This window comes from Pectobacterium polonicum (assembly GCF_005497185.1).
Classification (GTDB): domain Bacteria; phylum Pseudomonadota; class Gammaproteobacteria; order Enterobacterales; family Enterobacteriaceae; genus Pectobacterium; species Pectobacterium polonicum.
Window position 1 is genome coordinate 87,102 of the sequence record NZ_RJTN01000011.1, and the last position, 12,885, is coordinate 99,986.

The following is a 12,885-nucleotide window of genomic DNA, read 5'->3' on the forward strand; positions in this document are numbered from 1 at the left end:
TGTCGTTTTTGGTGCCCTGCTGTTTTTACTATTAGCGCGGCGCGTGCAGACGATGTGTTTGGTTGGTAAACGCGATACCGGCCGGTGTGTCATCATGCTGTGCGTTGGCCAGACGGAAGACGGACACGGCCTGCTTCAGCAGTCTCGCCTGCTCTTCCAGCGAGTCGGCAGCAGCAGAGGATTGCTCAACCAGCGCGGCGTTCTGCTGCGTAGTGCTGTCCATCTCCACAATCGCCTGACTAACCTGGCTGATTCCCCGGCTTTGTTCATCCGATGCGGTGGCGATTTCACCCATGATGTCATGCACCTGCGTGATCGAGGTGACGATATCGTTCATGGTTTTGCCCGCATTGCCGACCAGCGTCGCACCGCGTGATACTTGATTAACCGATTCAGAGATCAGGTCTTCAATTTCCTTCGCGGCCTGAGAACTGCGCTGAGCTAAACTACGGACTTCGCTGGCGACAACGGCAAAGCCACGGCCTTGCTCACCAGCACGGGCGGCTTCTACCGCGGCGTTCAATGCCAGAATGTTAGTCTGGAAGGCGATGCTGTTGATGACGGACGTAATTTCTGCGATACGTTTGGAACTGTTCTCAATCGCAGTCATGGTTTGCACCACGTTATTCACCTGTTCACCACCCTGTTTCGCGGTGTGGGAAGCGCTGATGGCCAGCTTGTTGGCGTGGTGTGCGTTGTCTGCGTTTTGCTTAACCGTTGCGGTGAGTTGCTCCATGCTGGCGGCGGTTTGTTCTACGGCAGCGGCCTGCTGCTCGGTACGTGAAGATAAATCGGTATTGCCTGCGACGATCTCGCCAGACGCGTTAGAAATCTGGCTGACGCCGACGCGAATGTCATCGATCATATTGTGCAGGTTGTCATTCATTTTCGACATCGCACTCATCAACTGGCCCAGCTCATCTTTACGGGTGGTGTTGATGGACATGGTGAGGTCGCCTGTTGCGATTTTTTCAGCCATGCTCAGCGTGCTACCCAGTGGCGTGGTGATTTGACGCGAAATAAACCAGGAAATCAGCAGGCCAAGCAGCAGTGTAATCAGCGCGGCGATGATCATTTGCAGCGTGGCATTGTTAATATCGGCCTGTGAGGCGGCAAGCTGATCGCTCAGTAGGGATTTGATCACGGCATTCAACCCATCGGCAACAACTCGCATTTGCCCTGCCTGTGCCATCTCTTCCTGATAGGCTGGCATATAGGCCAAGACCTGTTCTTCATAGTTATTCATTATTGTTAGAACGGGCGTCAGTGTTTCACGCTGTTCGGCAGACAGGCTCTGATACAGGAAGGTCAACGATGTTTGTGCGGCGTTGATCGCATCCGTCAGCTTTTCTTCGGATTCTTTATCCGTTGAGAGTAATAAGCCACGAACGTGGTAACGAACGGAAATCAGTTTTTGGTTTAAGTCAGAAAGTAATAATTGAAGGTTAGCGCTATTGTTGTCTATCTTTAATTGATCGTTGAGCTGTTGCAGTGGTTTTTCCGTCGTTGAAATATTCCAACTTTTTCTCACCGCATCTTTAGTATTCACTGCGTTAATATAATTTTTTTGTTTTTCCTGATAATCCTTAATTAATGTGGGTATATTCGCTATTTTCTTTGCGTCATTTTCTGGCCAGCTAAATTCTTTTGTTTTTTCAGCGAGTTTACTGATGTTGGAAATATGCTCAATGTTCTTTTTTATATCATCAGGATTATAATTGGCACCGTATAATGCGCGATAATACTTAGCCTGATTGATCTCATCATTGATGTTGTTGCTTAAATTCACTTTATCAATGCTGTCTTTTAGCGAGCTGATATGCATAATGCCCGCGCCGGCAATCACCATGGTCATCAGCAGGATCAGGAAAAATCCCAATCCTAATTTTTTACCGACTTTTAGATTGTCAAAATTTATAGCCATCACATTTCACCACTATATCGTATTGAGCCAAATTCACTATCCTGATGCACACTTGATTAGCGGTGCTAGCATCTCGGATTACCGCGTGCCAAGCCAATCCTGCAAAATAGCATGATAAAAACCCGCAGTAGATATCGGCACTCTACTCTGAAACTTTACGTACTGCCCACGTTTTGGACTGGACGTTTACCTGTTACCTGAACACGAATAAAAAATGAGTAAATAAGGTGATGTCATTGTTATTCGAACGTAAAAAAGGATTTCTAGTTGTGTCGTTGGTTGAATAGTCGGCGAGGCAATTCTGTGCGATGAGAATAATAAAAAACTGGAATAACAGAGTGTTATTCCAGTCTCGATTCAAACGCAGAAGTCACCTGATAGTATCAGGCATCCAGTGGTTTTATTTTTTCGCGCCAGCGAAGCGAGCAGCAGCTTCGTCCCAGTTCAGCACGTTCCAGAATGCTTTAGCGTAATCTGGGCGACGGTTTTGGAATTTCAGGTAGTAAGCGTGTTCCCATACGTCCAGACCGACGATTGGGTAGCCAGAAGTACCAGAAATTGCTTCACCCATCAGTGGGCTGTCCTGGTTTGCAGTAGAAACCACGGCCAGTTTGCCGTCGTCTTTCAGAACCAGCCACGCCCAGCCAGAACCAAAGCGCGTTGCAGCGGCTTGCTCAAATTTTTCTTTAAACGCATCAACGCTGCCGAAATCGCGCTCAATTGCTGCTTTCAGATCGCCAGTCAGCGTCGTACCTACTTTCAGGCCTTTCCAGAACAGGCTGTGGTTAGCGTGGCCGCCCGCGTTGTTACGCAGTGCTGCTTTTTTCTCAGCAGGGACGCTATCCAGTTGAGCAATCAGCTCTTCAACAGATAATTTAGCCAGCTCAGGCAGAGATTCCAGCGCGGCATTAGCATTATTGACGTAAGCCTGATGGTGTTTGGAATGGTGAATTTCCATCGTTTCTTTGTCGAAATGCGGTTCCAGTGCGTCATAAGCATAAGGCAGCGATGGCAGTGAATAACTCATGTTTAGCATCTCCATGGTAAAAAAAATGTTACGGCACTGTTCTGTTAGTACCGCGTAAGCAATACGTTCATTATAGTTAATTAAATGATATTGAAAATGATTATTCTCGATCTGATGCCATGAACCATATTGCTTTACCTCATGATAACAAACGGTTATGTCGTTATTGCATTATGTAAAAACAAATTAATCTATACCGTCGTGCTTCAAATTGCTTGTCCACTGGCGGGGAACCATCGCGATCCTAGCGGTAATGGCTTATTCGCTCAGACGTTGCGGATGCGTGTAAATGGTCGCATGCCCTGGTCGACAAAACCCCACCAGCGTCAGGTTGCAACGTTGTGCAACGTCAACGGCCAGTGAGGTGGCTGCCGAGACAGCAAACAGGATTTCCACGCCGCACATGGCAGACTTTTGTACCATTTCATAGCTGGCTCGGCTGGAAACCAGCGCGGCACCCTGTTGCCACCCGTGTTTTGCTCGGGTACCAAGCAATTTATCCAGTGCGACATGGCGGCCAACATCTTCGCTTCCGCCTGACAGCGTGCCGTCTGGCGCTATCCAACTGGCGGCATGGGTACAGCCTGTCATCTGGCCGATCTTTTGTACATCGCGCAGTCGCACCAGTGCGTTTTCAAGTTTGCTGAGGGAAAATGTCTGGGTGAAGGGCAGGGGCATCACTGGTTTGCCGATTTCTGCAAGCTGCTCTACGCCACATACGCCGCAGCCTGTGCGGCCATCCATTGCCCGGCGTCGTTCTTTTAGCCCGGCAAAGCGTCGGCTGGAAAGCTCAATCTGCACTTCGATGCCGTTACAGGCGGCCTGTACATCAATGCCGTAAATCTCTGCTGGTGATTGGATAATGCCTTCAGATAAGGAAAACCCGAGAGCGAACTGTTCCAACTCTTTTGGTGAAGCCATCATCACAACGTGTGAGATGCCGTTATAAACCAGCGCAACGGGCACCTCTTCCGCCAGCCAGTCAGGCTGTGGCTGGTGTAGCGAATCGGGATGATAGACCGAATGTTGCGTTGCGCCTTCAAGGGCGGTATCTGCTCGTAAATGCACCTCTTCCACCTGAAATACCTGCATGTTAGTAACCCTGGAAATTAAAAGTATTATTTCACCACGCCTGAAGGGACGCGATTTTTTCTCGCAAGAAACTGTGCGTCAACTCGAAGAGTTGCCTTCTTCTCTGGCCGAATCCTGTCGCTAACTCCCTACCCCGTATAGGCTTAATGTAACGGTTTACTGTTTGCCTCTTTTTTCACTGCGGCCTCGCCGCTTACCCGGAACTGAAAAGGAGACTGAAATGGCGCACGATAATCTCGAAGGCCGATCTGCATCTGGCGAAATTGGCTCTCTTAATCTGAAAAAACGCTATGACAATTTTATCGGCGGAGCCTGGATTCCACCTGATGCGGGTCAGTATTTTGTTAATTTAACGCCAGTAACGGGTCAACCGATGTGTGAGGTAGCCAGCTCGACAACGCGAGATATTGACCATGCGTTGGATGCTGCTCACAAAGCAAAAGCGGAATGGGGTGGCCTGTCGGTGCAGGAACGGGCGCTGGTGCTTAACCGCATCGCTGACCGGATGGAACAAAATCTTGAGCGGTTAGCGCAGATAGAAACCTGGGATAATGGTAAACCGATACGCGAAACCAGCGGGGCGGATGTGCCGTTGGCGATTGACCACTTTCGCTATTTCGCGGCCTGTATTCGGGCACAAGAGGGGGCGATCAGCGAAATTGACGGCGATACCGTGGCCTATCATTTTCATGAACCTCTCGGCGTTGTTGGACAAATCATTCCTTGGAATTTCCCGCTGCTGATGGCCTGTTGGAAGATGGCACCTGCGCTGGCCGCTGGTAACTGTATTGTGCTGAAGCCTGCCAAACTGACGCCGATGTCGGTGCTGATTTTGATGGAGCTGATTCAGGATCTGCTGCCGCCGGGTGTCATTAATGTCGTTAACGGGTCGGGAAGCGAAATTGGTGAATATCTGGCGACATCGAAACGCGTTGCGAAAGTTGCCTTCACCGGGTCGACCGAAGTGGGCCAGCAGATCATGAGTTATGCGGCGCAGAATGTGACGCCAGTGACGCTGGAACTGGGTGGCAAATCGCCAAATATCTTCTTTGCCGATGTGATGGATAAGGAAGACAGCTTCTTTGACAAAGTGCTCGAAGGTTTCACGCTGTTTGCCTTCAATCAGGGAGAAGTCTGCACCTGTCCGAGTCGTGCGCTGGTGCAGGAGTCGATCTACGATCGCTTTATGGAACGGGCAATTAAGCGCGTTGAGGCTATCCGCATTGGTAACCCGCTGGACAGCAGCACCATGATGGGTGCACAGGTGTCAGCAGGCCAGCTTGATACTATCCTTAACTACATTGATATCGGTAAGAAAGAGGGCGCACGGGTGCTCACGGGCGGCCAGCGTAAGGCGATGCCGGGTGGTCTGGCGGAAGGTTACTATCTGGAACCGACGATATTGTTCGGTAAAAACAGTATGCGCGTCTTCCAGGAGGAAATTTTCGGTCCGGTATTGGCGGTAACGACGTTCAAGACGATGGAAGAGGCGTTGGAGATCGCCAACGATACAGAATACGGCCTGGGCGCAGGCGTGTGGAGCCGTAACGGCAACATCGCTTACCGAATGGGGCGTGGCATTCAGGCTGGTCGCGTCTGGACCAATTGCTATCACGCCTACCCGGCACATGCCGCGTTTGGGGGCTACAAGCAGTCTGGTATCGGGCGTGAAAACCATAAAATGATGCTGGAACACTATCAACAAACCAAGTGCCTATTGGTGAGCTACTCTGATAAGCCGATGGGACTGTTCTAACAGCATACTTCCTTAAAACCTTGCGCGCTTGCCACCGTCGGCGCGCATAACTTAACTCAACACCGTTTTCCGTATTAAGCCGTCCTTACACTAGGATTTGCCCGGTTGTTATAGCTGATGATTGATAGTTGATTGTGTCAGCGCTTAACAACGGCTACGCTGTTTTGAATAGCGCTTTGCTTTCAAGAGGTTGTGCATGACGGATAAGATCGGCTGGATTGATAACCTGCGGGCGCTGGCCTGCATGATGGTCGTTCTGATTCATAGTACAACCTACTATATTACCGCGGGGGGGATGCCGGGTGATGGACATTGGGATGTGGCTAATGTTCTGAACTCAGCGTCGCGCGTCTGCGTCCCGCTGTTTTTCATGATCTCGGGATACTTATTTTTTGGTGAACGCAGTGCGGGGAAGAAACATTTCCTGCGTATCGGTTTATGCCTGCTTTTTTATAGTACGGTCGCGCTGATCTATATTGCGACACTCACACCGATTAATGGCCTGAATTCATTACACCATGCGTTGCAAAAACCGATCTTTTATCACTTATGGTTTTTCTACGCCATTATCGTGATTTATCTGCTTTCCCCACTGATTACAGTTAAGCCAATATCGGGCAAATATTTGGTTGTCTTGATTGTTTTATTGGCTGTTGTCGCTAATCCCAATACGGGGCGTGTGGGGTTTGAAGGCTTTAAATTACTGCCTGTTAATCTCTATATTTACGGCGATACGTTTTACTACGTGCTATATGCCGCGCTGGGGCGAGCGTTGGGCATGTTGGATGTGCCAAAGAAAGTCGTACTTGCTGCTATCCCCTTTTTCATCGTGTGTGTCGCATTGGTGGCGATGGGGACGAAGCACCACACATTATTGAACGATACGTTCACCCAAACGTTTTATATCTACTGTGGCCCGTTGGTGTTTCTGGCTGCGGTCAGCCTGCTGGTAGTGTTTAAGCATTACTTTAGCCAGCGAATTTTACCGGGCTTTGCCACCATTTCGCGCCATTCGCTGGCAATTTACGGCTTCCACGCGTTGATCATTCACTATCTGCGTACGCATGATGTGGTGCTACCCGCTCATCCGATTCTCGACATCTTCTCTGTTTTCGCCATCGCGCTAGCAGGCAGCCTGCTGCTTTCGATGGCGCTACAGAAAGTCGATGTGCGTCGCTGGGTAAGTTGACGACGGATTAATTTTTACATCAACGGCTTAAGCTGTTGGTAGAGTGCTTTAAATGTACGTCTCCGCTCGGCATAGTCGGCGTGGCGTTGAGCATTCGGCTGATGAACCTGCTCCAGCGGTAGCGGCGGCAAGAGCTCTGCCAGTGGCGTATGGGGATGCATAGCGATTTGTGCCAGACGGGCAGCACCGAGCGCTGGGCCGACATCCCCTCCTGTGCGGTACTCCAGCGTTTGGCCGCTGATATCCGCCAACATTTGCCGCCAGTAGGCGCTGCGTGCACCACCACCAATCAGCGTGATGCTATCGGGATTTAGCCCAGTCATATGCAGTGCATCCATGCCGTCAGCCAGCGCAAATCCCACACCTTCCAGTACTGCTTTTGCCAGTTCTGGGCGGCCGTGTTGATGGGTAAGTCCCCAGAACGCCCCTTTGGCATCAGGATTATTGTGCGGCGTGCGTTCACCGGATAAATAGGGCAAGAACCACACTGGCGTGATGGCATCATCGGCTGGCGTCGAGACGATTTCTTGCAACATGGCGGACACGCTCTCGGCGTGTGTCAGGCGAGCGACCCAATCCAGGCAGGATGCGGCGCTTAACATCACGGACATCAGGTGCCAGGTATTTGGTAACGCATGGCAGAAGCTATGGACGGCATGCCGCGGATTGCTGAGAAAACCGTCGCTAACGGCGAAATAAACGCCAGATGTGCCGAGAGACAGCATTGCCTGACCGGTTTTATACAGCCCGACACCAATTGCACCTGCTGCATTATCTCCGCCGCCAGCAATAACGGGGACGCGCTCCATACCCCAACGGCTGGCGATATCAGGTCGCAGATAACCCGTAATCTGGCTGCCTTCATACAGCGCGGGCATATGCTCGCGGCTCAGTGCACAGGCTTCCAGCAGGGTGTCGCTCCAGTCTCGTTTGGCGACGTCCAGCCAAAGCGTTCCCGCCGCATCGGACATATCGCTGGCAAATTCCCCTGTCAGATGCCAGCGGAGATAGTCTTTCGGCAACAGGACCTTGTCGATTTGACGGAAGATGTCGCTTTCGTTTTCCTGCACCCATTTCAATTTGGGAGCGGTAAAGCCCGGCATCATCAGGTTGCCGGTAATCTGACGCGAGGTAGGCACCAGCTGCTCCAGCGTTCGGCATTGAGCCGCGCTGCGTCCGTCATTCCAGAGAATCGCGGGCCGCAGCACGTTCTGGTGAGCATCCAGCAACGTAGCACCGTGCATTTGCCCGGTTAGCCCCAGTGCTTTCACGGCGCGAAGATTGTGCGTGGCTGCCAACGCCTGTAGCGCCTGGTCGGTTGCCTGCCACCAGTCTTCAGGCGCTTGCTCCGACCAGAGCGGGTGCGGACGAGAAATACTCAGCGCCGCGCTATGGCTGGCAATCACTTTTCCAGCTTCATCCAGCAGAATGGCTTTAACACCGGACGTACCCAGATCAATACCGATATACATAGTGGCTCCTGATAACCTCGTGCTACGGCAGTTTTTTAACCTGCCATAGCAGGCGAGCGTACCGTTCTAGCCAAATAGGTGGCGGTTAACCAGATTTTCCAGCAATTCCTGCTGGCCACTCTGGTGCTGCGGTGCCAGTTGATGGCTTTGTGCATAATGAGCGAGCGATTCCAGCGATGAATTACCTTGCAGAATTTGCTGACCCAGCTCCCCATTCCAGCCAGCGTAGCGCTTGGCGACCAGTTGATTGAGCTTATCATCTTCAATCATTCTGGCAGCTGCCTTGAGCGCTAACGCCATCGTATCCATCGCGCCGATATGCGCATGGAAAAGGTCATAGCGATCGGTGCTCTGACGGCGAACTTTGGCGTCAAAGTTCAAGCCACCCGTCGTAAAGCCGCCCGCTTTGAGAATCTCATACATGATCAGCGCGTTCTCTTCCACGCTGTTAGGGAACTGATCGGTGTCCCAGCCAAGCTGCGGGTCGCCACGGTTCGCATCGACCGATCCGAAAACGCCGAGCGCGACAGCGGTGGCTATCTCATGGTGGAAGGAATGACCCGCCAGCGTCGCGTGGTTGGCTTCAACGTTGACTTTAATCTCTTTTTCCAACCCAAACTGTTTGAGGAAGCCATAAACAGTGGCGACATCATAATCGTACTGGTGTTTGGTCGGTTCCTGTGGTTTTGGCTCGATGAGCAGCGTGCCCTGAAAACCGATTTTGTGTTTATGCTCGACAACCATCTGCATGAAGCGGCCGATCTGTTCACGTTCCTGTCGCAGGTCGGTATTGAGTAGTGTTTCATACCCTTCACGCCCGCCCCATAGCACATAGTTTTCGCCACCTAGTTTTTTGGTCGCGTTCATTGCGGCAAATACCTGTGTGGCCGCCCAGGCAAACACATCAGGGTCGGGGTTGGTGGCCGCGCCTGCGCCATAACGAGGATTAGTGAAACAGTTGGCGGTGCCCCACAGCAGCTTCACGCCGCTAGCCTGCTGCTTTTCCGCCAGCACATCGGTAATTACCGCAAAGTTATGCAGATACTCTTTCAGTGAGTTCCCTTCTGGCGCGACATCGACGTCATGAAAGCAGTAGTAAGGCACGCCCAGTTTTTGAAAGAATTCGAATGCGATGTCCGCCTTGCGCTTCGCCAGCTCCATCGCATCACCTGATTGTTGCCACGGCCGGGCAAAAGAGCCGACGCCGAACATATCTGCGCCGTTCCAGCAGAACGTGTGCCAATACGCGACAGCAAAGCGCAAATGGTCCGCCATGCGTTTACCGAGAATTTCCTGATCGGGATTGTAGTGACGAAAGGCGAAGAGATTGTCGCTTTGGCTACCTTCATAACGGACTTTTTCGATCTGTTCAAAATAGGCTTGCATCGTTAACTCCTTAGAAACCACCCGGACGGAAGAGACGGGAATGGGATTAATTTTCGGAGCGGATGAAGGTTTCCTCAATTACGTTATTTCACACTGAAATTCAGAGAATTATTAAATGTGCGCTGTGTCGCAAAAATGACGGTGTTTCGCTCTGAATACGCGCCGCAATAAGTAACAACATGAAAATGTAGCTCAACAATAAAATATGACCCGTATCAAAAAATGGGAATTAAACCAAAAAACATAATTGGAGGATAAAAATCTGTAATTGATGGGGGCATGTTTAGCGACAATACTCATCTGGCTATTGCTATTGGAGTCTTAGGCCCTGCATCTTAAATAAAAAAGGTACGCTATGATGAAAGTTAACCATTTTTTACTCTCAGCTTGTGCCGTATTCACTTTAGCTTGTCAGCCCGGATTTGCGAAAGATGTTAAAATAGGCATGGCGATTGATGATTTGCGTCTTGAACGCTGGCAAAAAGATCGCGATCTTTTTGTTGAGCAAGCCAAAAAACAGGGTGCTGATGTGTTTGTTCAATCAGCAAACGGCAATGAAGCCACGCAAATTTCTCAAATAGAAAACATGATCAATCGCGGTGTCGATGTATTAGTTATTATTCCTTATAACGGCCAGGTACTTGGCAATGTTATTGCGGAAGCAAAGCGTGAAGGAATAAAAGTGCTTGCTTACGATCGCATGATTAATAATGCAGATGTGGATTTTTATATTTCATTTGATAATGAAAAGGTTGGCGAACTACAGGCGAAATATCTCGTCGATAAGGTGCCCGGCGGCAACTATTTCTTAATGGGCGGTTCACCTGTTGATAATAATGCGAAGCTGTTTCGTCAGGGGCAAATGAAAGTGCTCACGCCGCTGATCGAAAGCGGAAAAATCAACGTTGTCGGCGATCAATGGGTTGATGCCTGGTTACCGGAGAATGCGCTGAAAATTATGGAAAATGCACTAACGGCGAACAGCAATAAGATTGACGCGGTTGTTGCGTCGAACGATGCCACGGCAGGCGGCGCGATTCAGGCGCTTGCCGCACAGGGACTGGCTGGGAAAGTGGCTATTTCCGGTCAGGATGCCGATCTGGCGGCCATCAAACGTATTGTGGCAGGCACGCAAACCATGACGGTCTATAAACCGATCAGCAAGCTGGCGAAAGATGCGGCGGATATCGCCGTGGCGCTGGGTTCCGGTAAAGCACCTGAGTCTAATGCTAAATTAAACAATGGGTTGAAAGACATCCCTTCCTTCTTGCTCACGCCGATTCCCGTCGATAAATCCAATATCGATTCCACCGTCATTGCCGATGGTTTCCACAAAAAAGCGGACGTGTATTAACGCACGTCGCTGCCACTAGATTTCAGGATGCAGGAAAGATGCTCACCGGGTCACGACATGAGGTTGTGGCTCACCACTGTCACAGACGAGGTCTGGGACACCTGAATCACGGAGGCTGTGATGCCACATCTGTTGGAAATGAAAAACATCACCAAGGCGTTTGGTGCGGTGAAAGCCGTCGATGATGTCAGCCTGACGCTGGAGGCTGGTCAGGTCTTGTCACTGTGCGGCGAGAATGGCTCAGGTAAATCTACCTTGATGAAGGTGCTGTGTGGCATTTACCCGCATGGCAGCTATGACGGGCAGATCGTCTTCTCTGGTGATGAGCTGCGCGCCAACCATATTCGTGATACGGAACAAAAAGGCATCGCGATTATTCATCAGGAATTGGCACTGGTGAAAGAGATGACGGTGCTGGAGAACCTCTTTTTGGGTAACGAGTGGACGCGTTTTGGCGTGATGGATTACGACAATATGTACCTTCGCTGCCAGCGTATGCTGGAGCAGGTCAAACTGGCCGTCGATCCGAATACCAAAGTGGGAGAGCTCGGATTAGGTCAGCAGCAGTTGGTGGAAATTGCCAAGGCGCTGAACAAGCAGGTGCGTCTGTTGGTGCTGGATGAGCCAACGGCCTCGTTGACTGAACGGGAAACGGGCATTCTGCTTGAGATCATTCAGGATCTGCGCGATCACGGTATTGCCTGTATCTATATTTCGCACAAGCTCAACGAAGTTAAAGCCATTTCCGATGTGATTTGCGTAATTCGCGATGGGAAGCCGATTGGCACGCGCCCGGCGGCCGAGCTGAGCGAGGACCATATCATTGCCATGATGGTGGGGCGAGAGCTGACAGAGCTTTATCCCAATGAACCACATGCCATTGGCGAAGAAGTACTGCGCGTAGAACACCTTACTGCCTGGCATCCGGTCAATCGCCACATTCGCCGGGTGGATGATGTCTCGTTTGTACTGCACCGAGGTGAGATTCTCGGTATTGCCGGGCTGGTTGGGTCGGGGCGTACGGAAACGGTGCAATGCCTGTTTGGTGCCTATCACGGCCATTGGCAAGGTGACATCTTGATTGATGGCGAGCAGGTGACCATCAGCAACTGCCAGCAGGCGATGGCACAAGGCATTGCGATGGTGCCAGAGGATCGTAAGAAGGATGGCATCGTCCCGGTGATGAGCGTAGCGCAAAACATGACGCTGGCAGCGCTCGATCAATTCTCTGGGCCGTTTTCCATGCTGGATGATGCGCGTGAACAGGACATCATCCGGCAGTCGCTAGCAAATCTGAAAGTGAAAACCTCCAGCCCGGAGTTGGCGATCGCCCGCTTAAGCGGCGGTAACCAGCAAAAAGCGGTGCTGGCGAAATGCCTGCTGCTGAATCCTCGCATTCTGATCCTTGATGAACCCACGCGCGGTATCGATATCGGCGCCAAATATGAAATCTATAAGCTCATTAATGCGCTGGTAAAACAGCACATTGCCGTGATTGTCATTTCTTCCGAATTGCCCGAAGTGCTGGGGTTGAGCGATCGGGTGCTGGTGATGCATCAGGGGCGTATCAAAGCGGATTTGATCAACCGTGATTTAACCCAGGAACAGGTTATGGAAGCTGCATTGAGGAGTGAACATCGTGCTGAAAATATCGCAGTCTGAACAACAACGTGTTGCTGGCTCTG

Annotated in this window: 9 protein-coding genes; 4 read left to right on the forward strand and 5 right to left on the reverse strand. The window is 50.9% G+C overall.

Annotated features, from left to right (window positions below; genetic code table 11):
- Window positions 1–31: 31 nt before the first annotated feature.
- The 3 genes from EDI29_RS12855 to fdhD form a co-directional block, all read right to left on the reverse strand.
- Entirely contained in the window at window positions 32–1,924 is a 1,893-nt protein-coding gene (locus EDI29_RS12855; RefSeq protein ID WP_137741190.1) for a methyl-accepting chemotaxis protein, read from the reverse strand.
- A 400-nt stretch (window positions 1,925–2,324) separates the two neighbouring features.
- Window positions 2,325–2,951 (reverse strand): superoxide dismutase [Mn], encoded by a 627-nt coding sequence (gene sodA / locus EDI29_RS12860; RefSeq protein WP_137741191.1) that lies wholly within the window; start codon window positions 2,949–2,951, stop codon window positions 2,325–2,327.
- Between the two features lie 258 nt (window positions 2,952–3,209).
- Window positions 3,210–4,043 carry a formate dehydrogenase accessory sulfurtransferase FdhD gene (gene fdhD, locus EDI29_RS12865; protein WP_137741192.1) on the reverse strand — a complete coding sequence of 278 codons (834 nt, stop codon included), beginning with the start codon at window positions 4,041–4,043 and terminating at the stop codon, window positions 3,210–3,212.
- A 220-nt stretch (window positions 4,044–4,263) separates the two neighbouring features.
- On the opposite strand from fdhD, the gene exaC reads away from it, so the two are divergent.
- Both exaC and EDI29_RS12875 read left to right on the forward strand, forming a co-directional pair.
- Window positions 4,264–5,799, forward strand: a complete 1,536-nt coding sequence (gene exaC / locus EDI29_RS12870) for an acetaldehyde dehydrogenase ExaC (RefSeq protein WP_137741193.1) — start codon at window positions 4,264–4,266, stop codon at window positions 5,797–5,799.
- A 196-nt stretch (window positions 5,800–5,995) separates the two neighbouring features.
- The gene (locus tag EDI29_RS12875) at window positions 5,996–6,988 is read left to right on the forward strand and encodes an acyltransferase (RefSeq protein ID WP_137741194.1); all 993 of its coding nucleotides are present in this window, start codon (window positions 5,996–5,998) and stop codon (window positions 6,986–6,988) included.
- Between the two features lie 14 nt (window positions 6,989–7,002).
- Here EDI29_RS12875 and xylB read toward each other — a convergent pair whose 3' ends face one another.
- Both xylB and xylA read right to left on the reverse strand, forming a co-directional pair.
- Window positions 7,003–8,460 (reverse strand): xylulokinase, encoded by a 1,458-nt coding sequence (xylB, locus tag EDI29_RS12880; protein ID WP_137741195.1) that lies wholly within the window; start codon window positions 8,458–8,460, stop codon window positions 7,003–7,005.
- Between the two features lie 66 nt (window positions 8,461–8,526).
- Window positions 8,527–9,846, reverse strand: a complete 1,320-nt coding sequence (gene xylA / locus EDI29_RS12885; RefSeq protein ID WP_137741196.1) for a xylose isomerase — start codon at window positions 9,844–9,846, stop codon at window positions 8,527–8,529.
- Window positions 9,847–10,204: 358 nt separating this feature from the next.
- Here xylA and xylF point away from each other — a divergent pair, with 358 nt between their 5' ends.
- Together xylF and EDI29_RS12895 are read left to right on the forward strand one after the other, a co-directional pair.
- A complete protein-coding gene (gene xylF / locus EDI29_RS12890) occupies window positions 10,205–11,200 on the forward strand; it encodes a D-xylose ABC transporter substrate-binding protein (protein ID WP_137741237.1) in 996 nt (331 codons plus the stop codon).
- A gap of 120 nt (window positions 11,201–11,320) precedes the next feature.
- Window positions 11,321–12,862 (forward strand): xylose ABC transporter ATP-binding protein, encoded by a 1,542-nt coding sequence (locus EDI29_RS12895; RefSeq protein ID WP_137741197.1) that lies wholly within the window; start codon window positions 11,321–11,323, stop codon window positions 12,860–12,862.
- The last annotated feature ends 23 nt before the right edge of the window (window positions 12,863–12,885 follow it).

What these genes read in the sequence shown, in the direction of transcription:
- sodA (WP_137741191.1), bottom strand. Translation starts at nt 2,951, where the DNA reads ATGAGTTATTCACTGCCATCGCTGCCTTATGCTTATGACGCACTGGAA.
- EDI29_RS12895 (WP_137741197.1), top strand. Translation starts at nt 11,321, where the DNA reads ATGCCACATCTGTTGGAAATGAAAAACATCACCAAGGCGTTTGGTGCG.
- xylA (WP_137741196.1), bottom strand. Translation starts at nt 9,846, where the DNA reads ATGCAAGCCTATTTTGAACAGATCGAAAAAGTCCGTTATGAAGGTAGC.
- fdhD (WP_137741192.1), bottom strand. Translation starts at nt 4,043, where the DNA reads ATGCAGGTATTTCAGGTGGAAGAGGTGCATTTACGAGCAGATACCGCC.
- xylB (WP_137741195.1), bottom strand. Translation starts at nt 8,460, where the DNA reads ATGTATATCGGTATTGATCTGGGTACGTCCGGTGTTAAAGCCATTCTG.
- EDI29_RS12875 (WP_137741194.1), top strand. Translation starts at nt 5,996, where the DNA reads ATGACGGATAAGATCGGCTGGATTGATAACCTGCGGGCGCTGGCCTGC.
- xylF (WP_137741237.1), top strand. Translation starts at nt 10,205, where the DNA reads ATGAAAGTTAACCATTTTTTACTCTCAGCTTGTGCCGTATTCACTTTA.
- EDI29_RS12855 (WP_137741190.1), bottom strand. Translation starts at nt 1,924, where the DNA reads ATGGCTATAAATTTTGACAATCTAAAAGTCGGTAAAAAATTAGGATTG.
- exaC (WP_137741193.1), top strand. Translation starts at nt 4,264, where the DNA reads ATGGCGCACGATAATCTCGAAGGCCGATCTGCATCTGGCGAAATTGGC.